Annotated in this window: 19 protein-coding genes; 6 read left to right on the top strand and 13 right to left on the bottom strand. The window is 62.5% G+C overall.

The features are described from left to right. The first annotated feature begins 268 nt into the window (after positions 1-268). Entirely contained in the window at positions 269-436 is a 168-nt protein-coding gene (rpmG, locus tag NKJ20_RS03285) for a 50S ribosomal protein L33 (protein ID WP_006201775.1), read from the top strand. Positions 437-503: 67 nt separating this feature from the next. Here the strand turns inward: rpmG and NKJ20_RS03280 are convergent, their stop codons facing one another. From NKJ20_RS03280 to NKJ20_RS03245, 8 genes are all read right to left on the bottom strand, one after another. Then, the gene (locus NKJ20_RS03280) at positions 504-1,571 is read right to left on the bottom strand and encodes an ABC transporter ATP-binding protein (RefSeq protein ID WP_352742555.1); all 1,068 of its coding nucleotides are present in this window, start codon (positions 1,569-1,571) and stop codon (positions 504-506) included. Between the two features lie 4 nt (positions 1,572-1,575). Then, entirely contained in the window at positions 1,576-2,424 is an 849-nt protein-coding gene (locus tag NKJ20_RS03275; protein ID WP_352684119.1) for a carbohydrate ABC transporter permease, read from the bottom strand. Further along, positions 2,424-3,347 (bottom strand): carbohydrate ABC transporter permease, encoded by a 924-nt coding sequence (locus tag NKJ20_RS03270; protein ID WP_023679983.1) that lies wholly within the window; start codon positions 3,345-3,347, stop codon positions 2,424-2,426. The genes NKJ20_RS03275 and NKJ20_RS03270 overlap by 1 nt, the downstream gene beginning before the upstream one ends. Positions 3,348-3,561: 214 nt before the next feature. Next, a complete protein-coding gene (locus NKJ20_RS03265; protein WP_031212851.1) occupies positions 3,562-4,839 on the bottom strand; it encodes an ABC transporter substrate-binding protein in 1,278 nt (425 codons plus the stop codon). Between the two features lie 29 nt (positions 4,840-4,868). Further along, positions 4,869-6,056, bottom strand: coding sequence for a PLP-dependent transferase (locus tag NKJ20_RS03260; protein ID WP_352742553.1), 1,188 nt, complete (start codon positions 6,054-6,056; stop codon positions 4,869-4,871). Beyond that, positions 6,053-6,787: a FadR/GntR family transcriptional regulator gene (locus NKJ20_RS03255; protein WP_023679986.1), complete on the bottom strand. Its 735-nt coding sequence runs from the start codon at positions 6,785-6,787 to the stop codon at positions 6,053-6,055. The genes NKJ20_RS03260 and NKJ20_RS03255 overlap by 4 nt, the downstream gene beginning before the upstream one ends. A gap of 462 nt (positions 6,788-7,249) precedes the next feature. Beyond that, the gene (locus NKJ20_RS03250; RefSeq protein ID WP_352742551.1) at positions 7,250-8,623 is read right to left on the bottom strand and encodes a PleD family two-component system response regulator; all 1,374 of its coding nucleotides are present in this window, start codon (positions 8,621-8,623) and stop codon (positions 7,250-7,252) included. A gap of 33 nt (positions 8,624-8,656) precedes the next feature. After that, positions 8,657-9,028 (bottom strand): response regulator, encoded by a 372-nt coding sequence (locus NKJ20_RS03245; protein ID WP_006334976.1) that lies wholly within the window; start codon positions 9,026-9,028, stop codon positions 8,657-8,659. A gap of 217 nt (positions 9,029-9,245) precedes the next feature. Here NKJ20_RS03245 and NKJ20_RS03240 point away from each other — a divergent pair, with 217 nt between their 5' ends. Next, the gene (locus tag NKJ20_RS03240; protein WP_352742549.1) at positions 9,246-9,545 is read left to right on the top strand and encodes a DUF3572 domain-containing protein; all 300 of its coding nucleotides are present in this window, start codon (positions 9,246-9,248) and stop codon (positions 9,543-9,545) included. Continuing rightward, on the top strand, positions 9,542-10,195 hold the full coding sequence (locus NKJ20_RS03235; protein ID WP_352742547.1) for a hypothetical protein: 654 nt from the start codon (positions 9,542-9,544) through the stop codon (positions 10,193-10,195). Before NKJ20_RS03240 ends, NKJ20_RS03235 begins: the two co-directional genes overlap by 4 nt. 9 nt (positions 10,196-10,204) lie before the next feature. On the opposite strand, the gene NKJ20_RS03230 is transcribed toward NKJ20_RS03235, so the two are convergent. Together NKJ20_RS03230 and NKJ20_RS03225 are read right to left on the bottom strand one after the other, a co-directional pair. Then, positions 10,205-11,785: a hypothetical protein gene (locus NKJ20_RS03230; RefSeq protein ID WP_352742545.1), complete on the bottom strand. Its 1,581-nt coding sequence runs from the start codon at positions 11,783-11,785 to the stop codon at positions 10,205-10,207. 96 nt (positions 11,786-11,881) lie between these two features. After that, on the bottom strand, positions 11,882-12,457 hold the full coding sequence (locus NKJ20_RS03225) for a GNAT family N-acetyltransferase (RefSeq protein ID WP_352742543.1): 576 nt from the start codon (positions 12,455-12,457) through the stop codon (positions 11,882-11,884). Positions 12,458-12,525: 68 nt separating this feature from the next. Between NKJ20_RS03225 and NKJ20_RS03220 the strand changes: the two genes are divergently transcribed. Further along, positions 12,526-13,854: a DNA polymerase IV gene (locus NKJ20_RS03220; protein WP_352742541.1), complete on the top strand. Its 1,329-nt coding sequence runs from the start codon at positions 12,526-12,528 to the stop codon at positions 13,852-13,854. A 150-nt stretch (positions 13,855-14,004) separates the two neighbouring features. Here NKJ20_RS03220 and NKJ20_RS03215 read toward each other — a convergent pair whose 3' ends face one another. Beyond that, positions 14,005-14,517, bottom strand: a complete 513-nt coding sequence (locus NKJ20_RS03215) for a hypothetical protein (RefSeq protein ID WP_352742539.1) — start codon at positions 14,515-14,517, stop codon at positions 14,005-14,007. A gap of 173 nt (positions 14,518-14,690) precedes the next feature. Between NKJ20_RS03215 and NKJ20_RS03210 the strand changes: the two genes are divergently transcribed. Next, complete coding sequence (locus NKJ20_RS03210; protein ID WP_352742537.1) at positions 14,691-15,572, top strand: DMT family transporter; 882 nt, start codon at positions 14,691-14,693, stop codon at positions 15,570-15,572. A 14-nt stretch (positions 15,573-15,586) separates the two neighbouring features. On the opposite strand, the gene dnaE is transcribed toward NKJ20_RS03210, so the two are convergent. Beyond that, positions 15,587-19,114: a DNA polymerase III subunit alpha gene (dnaE, locus tag NKJ20_RS03205; RefSeq protein WP_352742535.1), complete on the bottom strand. Its 3,528-nt coding sequence runs from the start codon at positions 19,112-19,114 to the stop codon at positions 15,587-15,589. 581 nt (positions 19,115-19,695) lie between these two features. Further along, positions 19,696-21,708, bottom strand: a complete 2,013-nt coding sequence (locus NKJ20_RS03200) for an acetyl-CoA carboxylase biotin carboxylase subunit (protein ID WP_352742533.1) — start codon at positions 21,706-21,708, stop codon at positions 19,696-19,698. Between the two features lie 213 nt (positions 21,709-21,921). On the opposite strand from NKJ20_RS03200, the gene NKJ20_RS03195 reads away from it, so the two are divergent. Beyond that, positions 21,922-22,678, top strand: a 757-nt coding sequence (locus NKJ20_RS03195) for an alcohol dehydrogenase catalytic domain-containing protein (RefSeq protein WP_352742531.1), incomplete at its 3' end; no start/stop codon positions are given.

Here is a 22,678-nt window from a genome sequence, read left to right as displayed (position 1 = left end):
CTCCCGCGGCTGTCGGCACCCAATCAAATTGTCGGGTTTTGGTAGCACATCAATGTCCGCTTCGTCCCCAGCCTCCATCGGCTGGCAATAAACCCGGACAACTCATGTGCTACCTAATCCGGACAACTCATCTGCTTACGACACAGAACCTGGACAAGGGTTGACTTTCCGGGCGCGTTCTTTATGTGTCGCGGCAAGTTTCCCGCGTCCGGGTGTTTCCCCGTGCTCCAGCGGCCAAAACTCCACGAACATTTAACGGACGAATATCATGGCCAAAGCCGCAAACATCAAGATCAAGCTTCTGTCGACCGCCGACACCGGTTTCTTCTACGTGACCAGCAAGAACAGCCGCACCAAGACGGACAAGCTGTCGTTCCGCAAATACGACCCGGTCGCCAAGAAGCACGTCGAATTCAAGGAAACCAAGATCAAGTAATCGGGTTTCTCTCGCAGTACTGAAACGCCGCCTTCCGGGCGGCGTTTTTCGTTTCGGGAATTCAGGACTAGCCGATGCGATCGCCGCTTGCCGGATCGAACAGATGGAGCGATGCCGGATCAGCCGACAGGCGCACGGCCTCACCCGGCTTCACGCTGGCCCGGCCCATGGCAAACACGCAGACCTGCTGGCCGGCAAGCCTGGCATAGAACTGGGTGGACAGGCCGAGCGGCTCCACGACGCCCACCTCGCCCTTTAGCGCACCATTGTCGGCGAGCCGGATATGCTCGGGCCGCAAGCCGACGGTGATCGTATCGCCATCCCTGAGCGGCAGGCCGTCCGGCAGCCTCAGCTTCTGGCCGTCGGCCAGGATGGCATCCGGCTTGGCGCCCTTTTCAACTACGGCAGGCAGAAAATTCATGCCGGGCGAGCCGATGAACCCGGCGACGAACATGTTGACCGGCCGGTCGTACAGATCGAGCGGCACACCGACCTGCTGGACGAGGCCGTCATGCATGACGACGATGCGGTCGGCCATTGTCATCGCTTCGGTCTGGTCGTGGGTGACATAGACCGAAGTGGTCTTCAATTGCTGGTGCAGCGCCTTGATCTCGGCACGCATGTGAACGCGCAGCTTGGCGTCGAGGTTCGAAAGCGGCTCGTCGAAGAGAAAGACCTTCGGATCGCGCACGATGGCCCGTCCCATGGCGACGCGCTGACGCTGGCCGCCGGATAATTGCCGAGGCAGGCGCTGCAGAAGCGCATCGAGCCCGAGCCGCTTGGCGGCACTGTCCACCCTTGCATCGATCGCCGGCTTGCCGGCCTTTCTCAGCATCAGGCTGAAACCCATGTTCTTCGACACGTCCATGTGCGGATAGAGCGCGTAGGACTGGAACACCATGGCAATGTCGCGGTCCTTTGGCGCAATGTCGTTGACCAGGCGCTCACCAATATGGATTTCGCCGTCGGAGACCTCCTCCAGCCCGGCGATCATACGCAGCAGTGTCGATTTCCCACAGCCGGACGGGCCGACCAGAACGACGAACTCGCCGTCGGCGATTTCGAGATCGACCGCGTGCAGAACGCGCACGGCTCCATAGTCTTTGCGGACTTTGTCGAGTGTAACGGAGGCCATCGATCTATCCCTTGACGGCGCCGGCGGTAAGGCCGGTGACGAGGTAGCGTTGCAGGAAGGCAAAGAAGACGCAGACCGGGATCAGCGCCAGGATGGAAGCAGCCATCATCTGTCCCCAGTCGACCGCGAATTTGCCGATATAGGTGAGCAGGCCGACCGCGAAGGTCTTCTGGTCGTCGCTGGAAATCAGCATCAGCGCAAACAGCAACTCGCTCCAGGCGGCGGTAAAGACGAAGCCGAGCGTCGCGCCCATGCCGGGTAGCGTCAGCGGCACGATCACCTTGCGCATCGCCTGCAGGCGCGTGCAGCCGTCGATCATGGCTGCCTCTTCCAGGTCTCTCGGGATGCCGTCGAAGAAAGATTGCATCAGGAAGGTCGCAAAGGCCGTATTGAACGCGGTGTAGATGATGACGAGGCCGGTCAGGCTGTTGATAAGGCCGATCTGCCCCATGATGCGGTAGATCGGCGGAATGACCATCACCAGCGGAAAAGTCTGGGTGAGCAAAAGCAGGATGGCCAGGGTCGCCTTGCCGCGGAAGGAAAATCGCGACATGGCGTAGCCGGCCAGCGTGGCAATCACCGTTACGAAGGCTGCCGTCGACACCGAAACGATAACGCTGTTCAGGAAATAGCGTGGAAAGTCGGTGGCTTCGAGCACGGTGACGAAGTTCTGCAGCGTCGCTTGCGACGGCCAAAAAGTGATGCCTTCGGAATAGAGCAGCCGCTCCGGCGTAACCGAGATCTTCAACGTCCAGAAGATCGGGAACAACGCGAAGGCCATATAGGCACCGATGCCGCCGTAAAGGCCGATGCCGCCGAGAATGCGCGAGGAGACGGAGCGTCCGGCAATCATCAGACGTGCCTCACCAGCGAGCGACGGATGCCGATCAGTGCAATCGCATAGACGATGAGCAGCACAAGCAGCAGCACCGCCACCGCGGAGGCATAGCCTTTGTCCAGCGACTTGAACGCGCTGACGTAGATATAGACCGGGACGGTAGCGGTCGAACCGGCAGGCCCGCCTTCGGTCATGACGAAGATCAGGTCGGCGAAGGTGGCGATCCATATCGTGCGCAGCATGACGGTAATGACGATGGTTGGTGCCAGGAACGGCAGCGTCACCTTGGTGAAGCGCTGCCACGGCGAGGCGCCGTCGATCGCCGCCGCCTCATGCAGTTCTGACGGGATCGACTTCAACGCCGCCAAAAGCGTGATGGCAAAAAAGGGAATGCCGAACCAGACATTGGCGACGATCGGCCCCCACATGGCTGTCGAGGGATCGGAGAGCACGTTGGTCGGCTCGGCTTTCAGCCCCAAGGCGTAGAGCCAATGCGGCAGCGGCCCGATGATCGGGTTGAACAGCCAGGCCCAGGTCAGGCCCGAGAGGAAGGATGGTACCGCCCAGGGCAGGAACACCACCGCCTGCACGATCTTTCTGCCCCGGAACGGCGTGTCGAGCAGCAGCGCCAGGCCAAGTCCAAGGAAAAATTGGAAGAACAGGCTGGCTGCCGTCCACCATAGCGTGTTGACGAGCGCCTGCCCGAGCACAGGATCCGACAGCATCGCCTGATACTGCCCAAGCCCGACATATTCGGATTTGAAAGCAGAGAATTTGCGGAACGAGTAGCCGACACCGATAACCAGCGGCACCAGGAGCACGACGACCAGCAGCGCGATCGCCGGGCTAAGATAGAGCCAAGGCTCGATCGCGGCATGGGATAGCCGCTTCTTTCGCGGCCTGCCGGCGGATCGGATTTCGGACACGGCATAGGTCATTGGTACTGGATCGTCTCCTGGGTAAGCACGGGCTGGCGACAGCGCCTTCCCCGTTTGCGGGGAGATGCCGGTCCACCCTCCGCAGCTGCAGCGCAGCTGCTGCGGAGGACGGGCAGGCGGATGAGAGGCAACACGAGCCGCGACGGGTTGGCGCCGCCCCTCATCCGTCACGTCGTGGCACCCCCTCCCCGTGAACGGGGAGAAGGAACAAAAGCTATTTCTTGTTCTTGGCCAGCCAGTCCTGCTGTTCCTTGGTCAGGAACTTGGCCCATTCGTCGGCCACGTCCTTGGCCGCCTTCTGACCAAGCAGCACTTCCTGAAAATTCTTGATCGCCACCTGGTCGACGAAATTGCCGAGATTTTCCAAATGCGTCGGAGGCGTCACCATCTCGTATTTGTCGCCGTTGTTCAGTTCCTCGAACCAGCCTTTGAATTGCTCGGTCCTGAAGTGGGCGTCCTGGTCGGCGCCGTTGTGGATTGGAATGACGCCGACTTCCTTTGCCCATTCCAGATTGTCCTTGGGCGACAACAGCGTCGCCATCAGCTTCCATGCATCGTCCTTGTGCTGGGAATTGGCGAACATCGCCCAGCCGGCATAACCGAGCGTCGGATAGGATTTGCCGCTCGGCCCGACCGGCATCGGCGCCACGGCGAAGTCGTCGGCGCTCATCTTGTCGGCGATGCCGAGCAGCGCGTCGGGATCCTGGTTCAGCATGGCGCAGGTGCCGCTGTAGAAGCCGGTGACGGTCTCGTTAAAACCCCAGCTCACCGCATCTTTCGGCGCCAGGCCGTTCTTGTACATGTCGGCGAGCATCTGCAGGCCCTTGACCGAGCCTTCCTCGTTGATGGTCGAGGTGCCGTCCTCGTTGAAATAGCCGCCCTTGCCGGCGGCGATGTTCATGAACATATGCATGCCGTTGAAGGCGCCCGGGCCGCCGCGCAGGCAGTAGCCGTATTTGCCCGGTATCGCCGAGATTTTTTTGGAGTCCTCGACGAATTCATCAAGCGTCGCCGGCGGACCGTCCAGACCGGCCTCCTTGAACAGCTTCTTGTTCCAGAACAGCGCGTTCAGGTAATAGCCGTAAGGGATCATGTACTGCTTGTTATCGACCGTCGAGCCGAACTGCTTGGCACGCTCGCCCAGCGTTTTGGCATCGTCCCATTTGGCCATGTATGGCCCGAGATCCTCGAGCTGGCCGTTGGTCGCATAGAGACCCATCCAGCGTTCCGGCATCTCGACGATGTCGGGCGTGTCGCCGGCCTGCACCATGGTGAGGAACTTCTCGAACGCCTGGCCCCAGGGCAGCGATACCAGCTCGACCTTGACGCCCGGATTGGCCGCCTCGAATTCGGCGATCTGCTTCTTGAGGAATTCGGTACGCGGCGGACTGGTGATTACCTCGACCATCTTGACCGTGGAATCGGCCAGCACGCTGCCGGCGGAAATCGCCAGACCCGCGACGGCACCAAGAAGGATGCTCAGTTTTTTCATGTTCAGCACTCCCATTTTGAACGGCTCCTTTATCTTTTTGCTCTGTCGAAGGCCTGGGCAACATCCGCCCACAGGTCTTCGACACTTTCCAATCCGACACTGAAGCGGATGGTTCGTGGGCTGACGCCGAAGCGCGCCATCGAATTCAGGCCCGGCGTCTGCTCGAGCGAGGCCTTTGCCGGAACGACCAGGCTCTCATGGCCGCCCCAGCTGACGCCGATGCGAAAGAGTTTCAGCGCATCGACGAAGGCCGGGATGTCGACGTCTTCCGTCACTTCGAACGAGAACAGCCCGGCATAGCCGGCAAGCGTCGCCTTGCCTGGATGGTTGGAATAGGCCGGGTGATTGACCCGCTCGACATGGTCATGCGCTTTCAGCCGTTCGGCGATGGTCAGCCCGCTCTTCATGTGATGCGGCAACCGCAGCGGCAATGTGCGCAGGCCACGCAGCAACAGCCAGGCCTCGAAAGGCGAAAGTTTGCCGCCGAGATAGGAATAGGTCTGCTCGTTGATCTGTCGGATATGGGCGGCCGAACCGGCCACCACACCGGCGACGGTGTCGCTGTGGCCGCCGAGATATTTCGAGGCCGAATGCAGCACCAGGTCGACACCGTGCGAAATCGGCTTCTGGAACACCGGCGTCGCCCAGGAATTGTCGATCGAGGTGATGATGCCCTGCTCTTTGGCCAGCCCCGCCAGCTGGGTTATGTCCTGGAGCTCGAACATCATCGACGTCGGGCTTTCCAGGTAGAGCAGCTTGGCGCCGGGAAGTGCTGCCGCGACCGCGTCCGGATCCGAACCGTCGACATAGTCGACCTTGATGTTGAGCCGTGGCAAAAGCCGTTCGAACAGCCGGTAGGCATCGCCGTAGCAATTGCGCACGACAACCATGCGCTCACCGGCACCGACGAAAGCAAGCACCGTGGCGCTGATCGCCGCCATGCCGCTGGAAAAGCCGCGCGCGGCCTCCGCGCCTTCGAGAGCGGCGACACGCGCCTCGAACTCCATGACCGTCGGGTTGTCGCCGCGCGAATAGATCGGCTGACGTCGCCTGCCGGCGAATGTGTCGGCCATCTCGGAATAGTTGGCGAAGGTGAAGAGCGAAGTCTGGTAGATCGGCGGGACCACCGCGCCGCCGGGGAAAGGCTCGTCATGGGCGAGAAGCGTCGCTGCCTCGGCGAGATAGTCGTTTTCGAAACCGGCGGGATGATCGCTCATTTCTGGCCTGAAAGTTCGAGTTTGGCCGCGCCGCGCTTCAGATCGTCCTCGACGGTGGCGATCAGCTTGAGCGCCTCGGCCCGGGCCCCCTCCGGATCGTGCGCGGCGATGCGTTCGTAGATGGTGCGGTGGTAAGGAAAGCTGGCGTGGCCGAAATCACGCACGCCGAGCGGATGCTCCCAGAAACGATGGAACAGTTCGTGCATGGCGGCGATGATCTGCTCGAACAGCGGATTGCCGGAACTGCGGTAGATCGACTGGTGGAATTCCCAGTCCTCCTCCGCCGACATCCCGGCGCGGGTGTGGAAGGCCTGCTCCATAATGTCGAGCTTGCGCCCGATCTCCACGAGATCTGCCTGGCCCGCGCGGACGGCGCACAGGGCGGCGGCTTCCGCTTCCAGTGCGCGGCGGATTTCCAGCGTCTGCATCAGGCTGGTGAAATCATTGCCGCCGGCCAGCGTCAGCGGCATGTGCAGCATGTCCAGCGAGACCACTCCCTTGAGATAGGTGCCGCTGCCTTGCCGCCGTTCGACCAGGCCGAGCCCTTCCCAGCGCGTCAGCGCCTCGCGCACGGTGTTGCGGCTCACCTTGAGGCGCTCGGCAAGGATGCGTTCGGTCGGCAGTCTCTGGCCGGGCCCGAGAGCTTCCCGCATCACAAAGCCGGCCAGCGCCTTGAGCACCGCGTCGTCGCGAGCAGTTGCCTGTATGGGGGAAAGGCCGAATTCGGTCATGCCAACGGGTCACCAAATGGCTCAATGGTCCAACCAATTTCTGCATAGAAGACAGGCCCTGTCAACCGACTGCGGTCGCATACGCTCTGCCCAGCCGGCTATTTCAAAAGGCGCTGTCCCTGCCGCAACAAAAACCAAGCGTTTTCCGGGTCTTGGCGTAGAATCCTGATGTGTTTTGAAAATTGGGGGCCGGCCGGCGTTTGGCAGCGGTACGAGGAGGCCACTATGTGCCAGCGCCGGCCGGCCGACCCCACGGACCCAGGAGATGCGGCGGACCTGAGCATCATGGGGTATTCTTCGGGTCGAACCGGCGATCTAGCCTCGTGCCGGTTACGTCTAAGGGCTGCACATTTGCGCAACAACTTATGGAAATCAACCGTTTCTTAACCAAGCCTCGCAAATCGCTTGGATTAAGGTAAATTCGTAACCTTGTCGCGTTGACCGGGCAATTGGTGTTCGGTGCTAAGCCGCCTTGGCGACGACGCGATTGCGGCCGCCGCTCTTGGCTTCGTAGAGCGCGAGGTCGGCGCGTTTCATCAGCGCCGAGACCGTGTCTACCCCCTTCAGCACCGACGACACGCCGACGCTGACGGTGACTTCGACGGCCTTGCCTTCGGTGCCGATGGCAAACGGCAGCTGGGCGATTTCGGCGCGAATGCGCTCGGCGACCTTTTCGGCTACCGCGCCGTCGGTGTCCGGCATCACCACGACGAACTCCTCACCGCCGAAGCGGCAGGCTAGATCGATGCCGCGCACATTCTTGCGCAGCCGCCGCGCGAATTCGCGCAGCACGTCGTCGCCGCCGTCATGGCCATGCGCGTCGTTGATGCTCTTGAAGCGGTCCAGATCGGTGATCATCACCGACAGCGGCCGGCGCCTTGCCACGGCGCGGTCGAACAGCGTCTGCAAATGGCTGTCGAGATAGCGGCGGTTGTGCAGGCCGGTCAGGGCATCGGTCACCGCCATCTCGATGGTCTGGGTGACGCTGGCGCGAAGCTGGTCGTTGTAGCGCTTGCGGCGCACCTGCGTACGCAGCCGCGCGGTCAGCTCCTGCTGGTCGATCGGCCGCATCAGATAATCGTTGATGCCGAGTTCGAGGCCGCGGATGATACGTCCCTCCTCGCCCTCGTCCGCCAGAAGGATGATCGGCAGGAAACGGGTGCGATCGAGCGAGCGCAATTGCGAGCAGAGCCTCAGCGGGTCGAAATCGGCGAAGGCCGTCGAGATCATCACGCATTCATACGGCTGCTCGGCGGCCTGGAAGAAGCCGGCATGCGGATCGTTGGCGACGTCGAGATCGGCACTGCCGCGCAGCATCTTCTGGATGCGCTCGAACGAGGATTTGCGCTCGTCGACCAGCAGCACCTTCGGCACCGCATCGTCGCTAGCGAAGTTGCGGCTCAAAAGCTCCTCGATGCCGATATTGCGTGTCGTCGAGGCGCGCAGCCGCAGCTCGTCGGTCAGCGATTTCAGCCTGACCAGGCTCTTGACGCGCGTCATCAACTGCAGATCGTTAACCGGCTTGGTCAAAAAATCGTCGGCGCCGGCCTCGAGGCCGCGCACCCGGTCCGAAACCTGGTCGAGCGCGGTGATCATCACGACAGGGATGTGCGATGTCGCCGGGTCGCCCTTCAGCCGCCGGCAGACCTCGAACCCGTCCATGTCGGGCATCATCACGTCGAGCAGCACGACGTCGACCTTGCCGTTCTCGCAGATCTCGATCGCGTCCGGCCCGTTGGTGGCGGTCAGGACCTCGAAATATTCGGCGAGCAGCCGAACCTCCAGCAGCCTGACATTTGCTGGGATGTCGTCGACGACGAGGATCCGCGCGGTCATTTCACAAAGCTCCGGCTCGGCTGGAAAGATACATCAGGCATCGCCCAGGTAGGATTTGATGGTTTCGATGAAACGCGGCACCGAGATCGGCTTGGAGATGTATGCCTCGCAGCCGCCCTGGCGAATGCGCTCCTCGTCCCCCTTCATCGCGAAGGCGGTGACGGCGATGACCGGGATGACGTGGAGATCATCGTCCTCCTTCAGCCATTTGGTGACCTCGAGGCCCGACACTTCCGGCAGCTGGATGTCCATCAGGATGAGGTCCGGCCTGTGCTGGCGCGCCAGATCCAGCGCTTCCAGGCCGTTGCGTGTGCGCACCGTCTCGTAGCCGCTCGCTTCGATGAGGTCGCGAAAGAGCTTCATGTTGAGCTCGTTGTCTTCGACGATCATAACCTTCTTTGGCATCGATTTCCCGTCCCGGCTGACCTTTCACTCGAAGGGTGCCGTCATGCGCCCCTTGTCGGCACGCACCAAACCTGTTCCCACTATACGGCAATATGATTGACGAAACGGAAACCGGTCGTCCTAAAAGCGTTCGGATTCCAGGTCGGCGAGCTTGCTGCCGGCGACACTTGCCAGTACTGCGAAAACAGAACGATTCCGCCCATGAAGGAAGGTAGCGATGGCAAACGCAGCGTCAATGCGCGAGGAAGCGGAAACGGTTGCCGTAAAGGCGTTGGGCTTCGTCGCCGCCGATCCGGAACTTCTGCCCCGCTTCCTGGCGATCACCGGCATCGAAGCCCATTCCATCCGCCGGGCGGCGGGCGAGCCGGGATTCCTGGCCGGCGTGCTGCAGTTCATCCTTGCCCACGAGCCGACGCTGATGCGTTTCTCCGAGGAGACCGGGACGCCGCCGGCCGCAGTCGGCAAGGCATTGCGGGCGCTGCCGCTCGGCGACGACAATCATGAGCATTCGGTATGAGCGACGATCCCGAGACGGCGCGGCAGATCGAGGAGCTGGCCGACGACGACCGGCCGCTGCTGGTGCTCGACGTCGACGACGTCGTGCTCGAATTCATCCGGCCGTTTCCGCATTTCCTCAAATCGCGCGGCTTCGGCCTGACGCTGGCTTCCTTCCGCCTCACCGGCAACATCACCGAAACGGCGAGCGGCCGTTTGATCGAACAGCCCGAGGTTACGGCACTTCTGGGGGAATTCTTTGACGCCCAGGCCGATTGGCAAAGCATCACCGACGGTGCCGAGGATGCTCTTGCAGCGCTTAGCGACAGCGCCGAGATCGTTCTGCTAACCGCCATGCCGCACAAGCACCGCGTGGTGCGCCGTGCGCATCTCGACGCGTTCGGATTGCCCTACCCGCTTTTGACCACCGAAATGGCCAAGGGACCGGCGGTGGCCAAATTGCGCGGCAACAAGGGCCGCCCGGTCGCTTTCGTCGACGATCAGCCGTCCAATCTTGTGTCGGTGCAGAACTCGGTCGCCGATGCGTATCTCTTCCATCTGATGGCCGACAATTCGCTGCGCGCTTTCCTGCCGCCGCCGCCGGACGGCGTCAGAGTCGTCGAAGACTGGCGCGACGCCGCGCCGAAGATCGCGAGCGCTCTGGGGCTTTAATGCGAGCGCTCAGGGCTGCAGCTTCGGTCCTGCCCCGCCATTGTCGCCGCCGTCCGAATCCTCGCCCCCGGTCGAATTGTCCGTTCCATTCGCGCCATCATCGCCCGAGTTGTCATCCTGGCCGGCGCTGTCGTCCTGGACTTCATCCGGCCCCTTCAGCATGGCGCCGTTGACCGCAACGGACCCATCGGCCTTGGTGTTGATCACCCATTCAAGCCGGCCATCCGGCAGCGTCTTGCCAAAACCTTTGACGGCCAGCGCAAAGGGGAAGGCCTGCGCCATCTGCTCATCGCTCTTGGCGCCTTCCTTCAGGGCATCGACGATCTTGTCGTAGCCGGCCACAGCGACGGTCACGGTCGCATCAGGCTTTTCGCCGCCCGGGAAAGTCATCTCGCCTTCCATGGCGACTTCGACGTCGCCATTCTTCACGGTCGAGTGGCCGAGGATTACTTTGGGTTTCTTGGCCTTGAAATCGGCGACCAAAGCCTTGCCGAATTCCCCCGGCAACGGCGGATTCTTATTGAGATCAAAGGCTTCGATCGCCTTCTTCGCCATCGTGTCGAGATCGATATTGGCACCGCCGAAGTTAAGGTCGATATCCGTCGGCACCAGTGGACCAGTCCAGGCGGGCAGCAATTGCCGGGGGATCGTCAGACCGGAGGCCTTGATCCCATAGTTGATTTTGCCGTTCTGGGAGACGCCATCCATGCCGCTAGCCAAATCCAACTGCTTCGCACCCCACTTGCCGACTGGGCTCTCAATTGCGAAATCCTTGAAGGCGTACGTTCCGTCGATTCTTTCCCAGACAGGCAACGCCGCAAGGAGACGTGACTTAAGTTCCGCCTGATTTACTTTCAGTTTCGCCTCGTCTTCATTAGCGACGGCAAAAGCAAGCAGATCCATCAACGGCTTTGTCCGAACACCCTTGCCGTTTGCATGCACCGAAAGTTCCGGCGCATTGAGGGTGACCGGGAAATTCAACCCTCGCTCGGGATCGTTGATTTTGAGGACTTCAGCAAAATTCAAGATCTTTTCCGCGACAGTGAAATCGATGCCGCCGTTCGCCGATTTCGTCGAATTTAGCGTGGCGGTGCCGGCACCGGCAGAGACATCGGCCTCTTGCTTCGGCTCCCGGGTTTTCATCGTTATAGCGTCCATTGACCCCGTGGCGCTGACGAAGGCCACCAGGGCCGGATCATATACACCGGTGAACTTGTTGTTCGACACCGAAAAGTCGATGTGCTGCGGCCCTTGAGGCCCCTTGAAATCGAACGATCCGGTCAGCGACGTATCCGCCGACACGTCCCACTGCCCGTCCTGGCGCGGCTTGACCCGCATGTCGTAAGGCGTGACGTCGAACTTGAAGGAATCCTGTTTCGACAGCAAAGCGACGAGCGGCTTGAAATCGACGGCGAGTTTGTACGCATCGCCGTCGGCAGTGATTTTCACCAGCCCGATATCGAAACCCTGCCTGCCGAAATAATGTGCCAGATCATCGGTAAGCTTCTTCGCGCCTTGGCTGTCGACGGTCTGGGCGAAAGCGGGCGCGCTAAACGCGACGGCGAGAACAAGTGGCAATACACGCTTCACGTCGATTCTCCGTTGTCTCGGGCCAAATCATTGCTTGTGTTAGTGAAACAGCGTTACAGCGGCAAGACGCCGACTGTAGGCCAAAAGCGCATCCGGCTAAAGCACCAGCCGCACCAGCGGTCGGCCTGGCTTACGTTCGACCAATCGCTGGAACCCGGCCTTTTCGAAGACCCGCGACGAGCCGACGAACAGCCCGATCGAGCGCGAATCCTTCGACAGGTCGATCGGGCAGGCCTCGATCAGCCGCGCGCCGTTCTCGCGGGCGAACTCGATGCCGCCTTGGACCAGGCGGTGCGACAGGCCCTTGCCCCGTGCTTTGGTGCGGATGAAGAAGCAGGAAATCGCCCAGACGCCCAGATCGCTGGCGTCGGCGGGGTCGATCGGCGCCGACCCCCTGCCCTGGTTGTTCCATTCGGGCACGTCGGCACGCGGGCCGATCTGCATCCAGCCGACCGCCTGGCCACCCTCGAAAGCCAGCAGGCCGGGCGGCGGCCCGGCCTCGATCCGCGCCTTGATGTGGTCCTTGTTGCGCTCCCGGTTGCTCGCGCGGCGTGCTGCGGGCGACAGCCGGAAATGTGTGCACCAGCAGCCGTAGCAGGCGCCTTGCCTACCGAAAAGATCTTCGAAATCCGCCCAAAGCTCGGGCACTAGCGGCGCTATGGTCGTATTCATGAGCTCTCTCCCGGCCCACCGCCTTGTCGTGGCATCCGTCCTGACGTACGATTGCATTTGTTCTCTTTATGTTCGCAGCGATGGCGGCCCCTGTCAACAATTCCGAACACGGTTTTTGCCGCGACTGCCTGAGTTTTCAGTGCAGCGAGGCACGCCGTTGCGAGCGCTGCGGCAGTCCACGGCTCGCCCGCCATCCGGAGCTCTACCGGCTGCGCCTTGCGCATATCGATTGCGACGCGTTCTACGCGGCGGTCGAAAAGCGCGACAACCCGGCGTTGAAGGACCGGCCATTGATCATCGGCGGCGGCAAGCGCGGCGTCGTCTCCACCGCATGCTACATTGCCCGCATCCACGGCGTGCGCTCGGCAATGCCGATGTTCAAGGCGCTCGAAGCCTGTCCGGAAGCGGTGGTCCTGCCGCCGGACATGGAAAAATACGTCCGCGTCGGCCGTGAGGTGCGCGCTATGATGCAGGCGCTGACGCCGCTGGTCGAGCCGCTCTCGATCGACGAGGCCTTTCTCGACCTCGCCGGCACCGAGCGCCTGCATGGCCTGCCGCCTGCGGTGGTGCTGGCGCGCTTCGCACTCGGCGTGGAAAAGGAGATCGGCATCACCGTTTCGGCCGGTCTTTCCTACTGCAAGTTCCTGGCCAAGGTGGCATCGGACTTCCGCAAGCCGCGCGGCTTTTCGGTGATCGGCGAGGCCGAGGCTATCGGCTTCCTGGCCGAGCAGCCGGTGACGCTGATCTGGGGGGTCGGCAAGGCCTTTGCCGCCACCCTCGAGCGCGACGGCATCCGCACCATCGGCCAGTTGCAGCGCATGGAACGTGGCGATCTGATGCGCCGCTACGGCGTCATGGGCGACCGGCTCTACCGGCTTTCGCGCGGCGAGGACGACCGTCGCGTCGTTCCCGACCAGGACGCGAAAAGCGTCTCGGCGGAAACCACTTTCGATACCGACATCGCCTCCGTCGACGAACTGGTTTCGGTGCTGAGGGCGCTGTCGGAAAAAGTCTCGGCCCGGCTGAAGAAATCCGGCATTGCCGGACGCACCGTCGTCCTCAAGCTGAAGACCCAGGATTTCAAGATCCGCACGCGCAATCGCCAGCTCGGCGATCCGACCCGGCTGGCCGACCGCATCTTTCAGACCGGGCTCGAGCTGCTGCGCAAGGAAGCGGATGGCACGAAATACCGGCTGCTCGGCATTGGCGTCAGCGATCTCTCCGACGATGACCGGGCGGACCCGCCCGATCTGGTCGACGTCCAGTCACGCAAGCGCGCCATGGCCGAAGGCGCCATCGACACGCTGCGCGGCAAGTTCGGCCGCAGGGCGGTGGAAACCGGCTATACCTTCGGCAAGGGCCGCGATGCCCATCCGCCCGAACCGGTCGAGGAATGATACCGGCATGTTTGAGATTCAGGTCAGGCCGAGTCGAGAAGGGTGGTTTCCGAGAACCGGAGCGGAGCGCACTTGTGAGTACGTGAGCACTGGATGCGCAGGAAACCGCCTTTCGCAGGCCGGCCTCACCTGAATATCAACTTGCCCCAGTCACGTGCGCTGCAGATCGATCCGGGTGGTCACCACACTCTTCCCGGTTTTCGGATCGGTATCGACGACGATCAGCCGCATGCCATTCTCGCCGTTCTTCTCGACCGTCATTTGCGCCTTGCGATCGCCATTGACCTCCTTGGCCCAACGGATGCCGAGATTGATTGCGTTGCCGGAGCGGCTGCCGCTCAATTGCGCCGGCCCGGTGCGCGATCCGACATAGGTGCCGGTGTATTTCGTCCCGCTCGATTTGAGATCGGCGCTGATGGCGCGCGTTACCACGATAAGACCGCGGCAGCTGCCGTCGAGCGATAGCGAGCTCGACGTTGCGTCGGAATTGAAATAACAGGAGACATTCACCGTCGGCGCATCGGTGGTCACCTTGACGATGCCTTTGCCGGCGAAATTCCCCTGGAATGAGCGAAGAAAATCCGGATCGTCGGCATGCGCTGTCCCGGCCCCGGCCCCGGCCGTCAGGCAGCCGGCAAGTACAAATCGTGCAAGTGATTTCATCGGACCGCTCCTCGTTGGTATCCAAAACACAGCACGCAAACACTGAGGGACCAACGCTTCCCTCAGCGGCGGGTTCCGGCTTCAACATCACTGTTTGCAACGCTGCACGGCTGGCCCAGTCGAATGCGTCGGCTAGCGGTTGCGATGAGCGCTCCGGCTTGCGACATAGCCGCATGGCACCCGCACCCTCGATCCCCAAGGCCGCGTTCTGGATGGCGCTGTCGATCGCCTCGTTCCTGGCGATGTCGGTGGCCGGCCGTGCCACGACGGCCGAACTAAACGTCTTCCAGGTGCTCGAGCTGCGCTCGGTGATCGGCTTTTTCATCCTGTTGCCGCTGGTCATGATGTCAGGCGGTTTTGCGGCGATGCGCACCGGACGCCCGCTGGCTCATATCGCCCGCAACGTCGTCCACTATACCGGCCAGACTGCCTGGCTCTACGCCCTGACGCTGATCCCGCTTGCGGTACTGATCTCGATCGAATTCACGACGCCGATCTGGACCGCTTTGCTGGCCGTCGCTTTCCTCGGCGAAAGGCTGTCCCGGCCACGGCTGGCGGCGATCGTGCTCGGGCTGATCGGCGTTGTGATCATCGTGCGTCCGGGCGTCGGCGCGGTCAATCCGGGACATGTCATCGTGCTGGGAGCCGCGGTCTGCTTCGGCGTCTCGGTGGTCCTCGTCAAGTCGCTGACGCGGACGGACAGCGTCGTGCGCATCATCTTCTGGATGCTGATCATCCAGTCGCTGCTTGGCCTCGTCCCGGCGCTTTACGAATGGCGCAACCCGCCGCTTGAGCTCTGGCCGTGGATCCTGCTCATCGCCTTCACCGGCATGTCGTCGCATTTCTGCATGGCCCGCGCACTTGTCTATGCCGATGCGACGGTCATCTCGCCAATGGACTTTTTGCGCGTGCCGCTGTCGGCGGTGATCGGATGGCTGCTCTATCACGAGCAGATCGACGCCTTCACCGCCGGTGGCGCCCTGCTGATCCTCATGGGAAATCTGCTCAACCTGCAGCGGAGAGCACCGCAACCGGCGGAGATCGCCGCTTCATAAGCGTGCGCTAACTCTTAGACCAGTTCCACCTCGACCACGCCCGGCACCGCCCGCATCGCCGACGCGATCTGCGGCGATACGCGGTAGCGGTTGGGCAACTCGATCTCGACCTCGCCCTCGCCGCCTTCCTTGATGACGATGATGCTCACCTGACTGTCGCCACGCTGGCCAAGCTGCGATTGGATTGTCGATGCCGGTGCGTCATTTCTGACGAAGATGCGCAACGCTTTCTGGATACGGCTTGCCTCTTCCTCCAACGACTGCACGGTCTGGATGCGCAGATTGACGCCTTCAGGCCTGTCCTCGGCCGAAACGGTGATCACCACCGAGCGGCCGGGTTCGAGCAAGTCGCGGTATTGCGCCAGCCCCTCGGAAAACAGCACCGCTTCATACTGGCCGGACGTGTCGGAGAACTGCACGACGCCCATCTTGTTGCCGGTGCGCGTCTTGCGCTCCTGCTTGGTGGTCACCGTGCCGGCGAGCCGGCCGGCGGCAGCACCGCGTTTGACGGCGGCCGAAAACTCGCCCCAGGTCTGCACCCGCATTTTCTGCAGCGCCGCCTTGTATTCGTCGAGCGGATGCGCCGAGAGATAGAACCCGACCACCTGGAATTCACGATGCAGGCGGTCGGCGGCGAGCCAGGGATCGGTCGCCGGCAAGTTGAGCGCCTGCGACTGTGCGCCGAGCGAGGCGCCAAAGATGTCATGCTGGCCGGTGACGGCATTCTGCTGCGCCAGCGACGCCAGCCCCATCATCCGCTCGACGCCGGCCATCATCGCCGCGCGGTCATGACCGAAGCAGTCGAGCGCGCCGGCCATGATCAGGCTTTCGAAGACGCGCTTGCCGACGATCTTCGGATCGACCCTTTCACAGAAATCGGCGAGACTCTTGAAGGGTTTTTCGCCGCGCGTGGCGACGATGTGCTCGACCGCCGCATCGCCGACGCCCTTGAGCGCGGCCAGCGAATAGAAGATGCGGTTCTCGCCGACCTCGAAATCCCGGAACGACGTCATGACCGACGGCGCCACCACCTCGATGCCGAGGCGCAGCGCATCCTGGCGGAAATCGGCGAGCTTGTCCGTATTGCCCATGTCGAGCGTCATCGATGCCGCCAGGAATTCGACGGGGTAATGCGCCTTCAGATAGGCGGTCTGGTAGGAGACGACGGCATAGGCGGCGGCATGCGATTTGTTGAAACCGTAGTCGGCAAACTTTGCCAGCAGGTCGAAGATGAAGTCGGCTTGCGGCTTGCCGACGCCGCGCTCGACCGCGCCCGAAACAAAGCGCTCGCGCTGCTTGTCCATCTCGGCGCGGATCTTCTTGCCCATGGCGCGGCGCAGCAGATCGGCTTCGCCCAGCGAATAGCCGGAGAGCTCCTGCGCGATCTGCATCACCTGTTCCTGGTAGACGATGACGCCTTGCGTCTCCTTGACGAGATGGTCGATCTTCGGGTGGATCGACGCCATCTCCTCCTCGCCGTGCTTTCTGGCGTTGTAGGTCGGTATGTTCTCCATCGGCCCCGGCCGGTAGAGCGCGACCAGCGCGATAATGTCCTCGATACAGTCGGGCCGCATGCCGATCAGCGCCTTGCGCATGCCGGCACTTTCCACCTGGAACACGCCGACCACCTCGCCGCGCGACAGCATGGCGTAGGTTTCGGGGTCGTCGAGCGGAATGTGGGCAAGATCGATCTCGATCCCGCGGCGGCGGATCAGCTTGACGGCCCTGTCCAGCACCGTCAGCGTCTTCAGGCCAAGGAAGTCGAATTTCACCAGCCCGGCCTGCTCGACATATTTCATGTTGAACTGCGTGACCGGCATGTCCGAGCGCGGATCGCGGTACATCGGCACCAGCTCCGACAGCGGCCGGTCGCCGATGACGATGCCGGCGGCGTGCGTCGAGGCGTGCCGATAAAGACCTTCCAGTTTCTGCGCCGTATCGAGCAGCGTCTGCACGATCGGCTCACGCTCCGCCTCTTCGGCAAAGCGCGGCTCGTTGGCGATGGCGTCGGCGAGCTTGACCGGATTGGCCGGGTTCGACGGCACCATCTTGCTCAGCTTGTCGACCTGCCCGTAAGGCATCTGCAGCACGCGGCCGACGTCGCGCAGCACCGCGCGCGCCTGCAGCGTGCCGAAGGTGATGATCTGGCCAACCTGGTCGCGGCCGTATTTCTGCTGGACGTAGCGGATGACTTCCTCGCGCCGGTCCTGGCAGAAGTCGATGTCGAAGTCGGGCATCGACACGCGGTCGGGATTGAGGAAGCGCTCGAACAGCAGCGAAAAACGCAGTGGGTCGATGTCGGTGATGGTCGTGGCATAGGCGACCAGCGAGCCGGCGCCCGATCCGCGGCCCGGGCCGACCGGAATCCCTTGTGCCTTGGCCCATTTGATGAAGTCGGCAACGATCAGGAAATAGCCCGGATATTTCATCTTCTCGATGACGCCGAGCTCGAAATCCAGCCTTTCGCGATATTGCTCGACGGTATAGCCGGGCGTCGGCCCGTGCGCCGCCAGCCGCGCCTCTAGCCCTTCATGCGCCTGCCTGGCAAGCTCTTGCGCCTCCGCCTTGACCGCAGCATCGGCGTCGGCGACATCGCGGCCGGCAAAGCGCGGCAGAATCGGATTGCGGGTCTTCGGGTAATACGAGCAGCGCAGCGCGATCTCGACGGTGTTGTCGATTGCTTCCGGCAGGTCGGCGAACAGCCTCGCCATATCGGCCTGGCCTCTCAGGAAGTGGTCGGGCGAAAGTCGGCGGCGATTGTCGGCCGCAACCACGGAACCTTCGGCGATGGCGATCAGGGCGTCATGCGCCTCATAGTCTTCACGAGAGAAGAAAAACGCCTCGTTGGTGGCAACCAGCGGCAGATCGTGGCGGTAGGCGAGATCGACCGACGACTGCTCGATGGCGCGGTCATAGCCGGACACGCGCTCAAGCTCGACATAGAGCCGGTCGCCGAACAGGCTCTTGAGCGCCGAGAGCCGGGTCTCGGCGAGTTCGCGGCGATCCTGTTTCAATGCAGTGCCTATCGGACCGCGCGGCCCGCCCGTAAGGCAGATCAATCCGTCGGTGTGGCCCTGCAGCATCTCGCTCGTCAGATGCACCGCTTCGCAGGGCGGTGTCTCGAGGTAGACGCGGCTGACCAGCCTGACCAGATTGCCGTAGCCGGCCTCGGTTGCGGCGATCAGGACGACCGGCCGCATCTCCGGTCCTTGCCGCCGGCGGTCGCGCTGGCTGTCGCTCGCCTCGCCGGAAAAGGCGAGGTCGATCTGGCAGCCGATGATCGGCTGGATGCCGTCCTTTACCGCCTTCTGGGCGAATTCCAGCGCGCCGAACAGATTGTTGGTGTCGGTGACGGCGATTGCCGGGCATTCGTCCTGCACCGCATGGCCGACGATCTTGCCGAGCTGCAAGGCACCTTCGAGCAGCGAATAGGCCGAATGCACGCGCAGATGAATGAACCGACGCGCCGCCGCCTCCGCCCGCGACGCCTTTGCATAGGCCTCGCGCAGCAAGGGATCGCGTGGAAGTCTCTCATCCGCCATGGTTTTTTCGCGCCGCCTCACAAGGACTCAGTCGATGAAGATGTATTGTCCGGCACCGGGTAACACGAGTCCAGCGGTAGTGATTGGAGCTTTGGAAGTTTAGAGCAACCGCCGAATCTGCCAATCTCCCCCCTCGTGGGGGAGATGTCCGGCAGGACAGAGAGGGCGCTGTCCCGCCAACCTCAGGTCGGAAACACAAAACCCGCCACAGCGGGCGGGTCGTTGGAGCCAATTAGCACCAAATTACTAGCATAGCTGCCGGCACAAAGCAAGAACAAAATACGTTGTGACGGCAAAAAAGTGCGAATTCCTCACGGCCTCGCCTTGTCCCTCCTCAAGCGAGCATGCTCAACCAATTGCAAAGTCGCGTTCCTTCGCGCCCCCCTCTGTCCTGCCGGACATCTCCCCCACGAGGGGGGAGATTGGCCATCATCTCGGCTTTCGCCAATTTCCAACGTTGCAGGAGCGAGCGAGGCGCCGAGGCTGCCAATCTCCCCCCTGGAGGGGGAGATGTCCGGCAGGACAGAGGGGGGCGCTGTCCCGCCAACTTCTGACGGGCGTCGAGGGCGGGGGTTTCGGCCTCACGCGAATTCCATGATCACCGCATCAACGGCAAGGCTGTCGCCTGGCCTGGCGTTGAGCTTCGAGACGATGAGATCGCGCTCGGCGCGCAGCACGTTTTCCATCTTCATCGCCTCGACCACGGCCAGCGTCTCGCCGGCCTTGACCTCCTGCCCCTCGGCAACGGCGATCGAGACGACGAGGCCGGGCATCGGGCAGAGCAGCATCTTGGAGGTGTCCGGCGCCACTTTTTCCGGCATCAGCCGTTCGAGCTCGGCGGTGCGCGGCAGCATGGCGCGGGCTGTCACCGAGATGCCTTTCCAGGCGATGCGGAACCCGTTCAGCACCGGCCTGACTTGCGCCGCGACCTTGCGGCCGCCGACCGTGCCGCGCCAGATGAGATCGCCCGGCCGCCAGTCGGATGCCACCGTTAGCGGTTTGCCGCCGTCGATTGTGAGGTCGAGCTCCATCGGAATGGAAATCATGCCTTCGACGATGGCAACCGAAAGATAATCCCGGCCGATCTTCACCGCCCAATCGCGTTTCAAGGCGCCCGAATGCGGCGCCAGCCGCCCGCCCAGCCGGTCGAGCCGGTCGCGGCGCAGCAGTTCGACCGCGGTTGCGATCGCGGCCAGCACCGCGTTTTCTTCGCTGTTCGGCACAATGGGTGCGAAGCCGTCGGGATACTCCTCGGCGATGAACGCCGTCGATAGCCGCCCTTCCCGCCAGCGCGGATGCTGCATCAGCGCCGCCAGGAACGGTATGTTGTGCTCGATGCCGTCGACGACGAAACTGTCCAGCGCTTCCGACATCGCGTCGATCGCCGCCAGCCGTGTCGGCGCCCAGGTGCACAGCTTGGCGACCATCGGGTCGTAGAACATCGAGATTTCCGAGCCTTCGGTAACGCCGGTATCGTTGCGGATGACGATTTCGCCGAATTTTCCCTCTTCCGGCGGCCGGTATTTCGTCAGCCTGCCGATCGACGGCAGAAAGTTGCGATACGGATCTTCGGCATAGAGGCGGCTTTCCACCGCCCAGCCATTCAGCTTGACGTCGCTCTGCTTGATGGCGAGCTTTTCGCCGGCTGCCACGCGGATCATCTGCTCGACCAGGTCGATGCCGGTGACGAGTTCCGTCACCGGATGCTCGACCTGCAGCCGCGTGTTCATTTCCAGGAAATAGAAGTTCTTGTCGCTGTCGACGATGAACTCGACGGTGCCGGCGCTCTGGTAGTCGACGGCCTTGGCCAGCGCCACCGACTGCTCGCCCATGGCTTTGCGGGTCTTGGCGTCGAGGAACGGCGACGGCGCCTCCTCCACGACCTTCTGGTTGCGGCGCTGGATCGAGCATTCGCGCTCGCCGAGATAGAGCGTGTTGCCATGCGCGTCGGCGAGCACCTGGATTTCGATATGGCGCGGATCGACGATGAATTTTTCGATGAAGACGCGGTCATCGCCGAACGAGCTTTTCGCCTCCGACCGCGCCCGGTCGAAGCCGTCGCGCACCTCTGCCTTGCTCCAGGCGATGCGCATGCCCTTGCCGCCGCCGCCGGCCGAAGCCTTGATCATCACGGGATAGCCGATTTCGCCGGCTATTCTTTCGGCATGGGCGGCGCTTTCGACGACGCCGAGCCAGCCGGGCACCGTCGACAACTTGGCCGCGTTGGCGAACTTCTTCGATTCGATCTTGTCGCCCATCGCCTTGATGGCCTTGGGCTTCGGGCCGATGAAGACGATGCCTTGCTGCTCCAGCGCTTCGCAGAAGGATGCCCGCTCGGACAGGAAACCGTAGCCGGGATGCACGGCCTCTGCTCCTGTCGCCTTGCAGGCGGCGATGATCTTTTCCGCGACCAGATAACTTTGCGCAGCCGGCGAAGGCCCGATATGCACCGCCTCGTCGGCCATTTCGACATGCACGGCGTCGCGGTCGGCGTCGGAATGGACCGCGACGGTGGCGATGCCCATCTTGCGCGCCGTCTTGATCACGCGGCAGGCGATCTCGCCACGGTTGGCGACCAGGATCTTTGTGAACATGCAGGCCTCGTCCCTCGGCTGCCCTTCTTTTACGGGCTTCCCGTTTTATGGGCTTCAGGGGGCCGGTCAAGGCAAAGTCGGAGCCTATCCCGCATGCAAATCGGCGGGCGCTGACGAAAATCCGGGGTCAGAACGTCGCTTCGTGCATAGCGCAGAGCTGAATGGTAAGTTAAATCTAACCTGGATTGCAGACTGCCTTGGGAGGATTGCCTGATGAAAACGCGCGCCGCTGTCGCCGTCGCCGCCGGAAAGCCGCTGCAGATCATGGAGGTCGACCTCGACGGTCCGCGTGATGGCGAGGTGCTGGTCGAGATCAAGGCAACCGGCATCTGCCACACCGACGAGTTCACGCTGTCGGGCGCCGACCCGGAAGGCCTGTTTCCGGCGATCCTTGGCCATGAGGGCGCCGGCATCGTCGTCGACGTCGGCAAGGGCGTCTCCTCGGTCAGGAAGGGCGACCATGTCATCCCGCTCTACACGCCGGAATGCCGGCAGTGCCCGTCCTGCCTGTCGCGCAAGACCAATCTGTGCACCGCCATCCGCGCCACGCAGGGACAGGGCTTGATGCCGGACGGCACCTCGCGCTTCTCGATCGGCAAGGACAAGCTGTTCCACTACATGGGCTGCTCGACCTTCTCCAACTTCACCGTGCTGCCCGAGATCGCGGTGGCCAAGGTCAATGCCGACGCCCCGTTCGACAAGATCTGCTACATCGGCTGCGGCGTCACCACCGGCATCGGTGCGGTGATCAACACGGCCAAGGTCGAGCAAGGCGCGACGGCGATCGTGTTCGGCCTCGGCGGCATCGGCCTCAACGTCATCCAGGGCCTGCGCCTTGCCGGCGCCGACATGATCATCGGCGTCGACCTGAACAACGACAGACGAGCCTGGGGCGAGAAATTCGGCATGACGCATTTCGTCAATCCGAAGGAGATCGACGGCGATGTCGTGGCTTATCTCGTCAACATGA

This window comes from Mesorhizobium sp. M0185, from assembly GCF_040322175.1.
Lineage (GTDB): Bacteria > Pseudomonadota > Alphaproteobacteria > Rhizobiales > Rhizobiaceae > Mesorhizobium.
The sequence above is the reverse complement of the archived record's forward strand: the minus strand, read 5'-3'. Positions and strand labels throughout refer to the sequence as shown.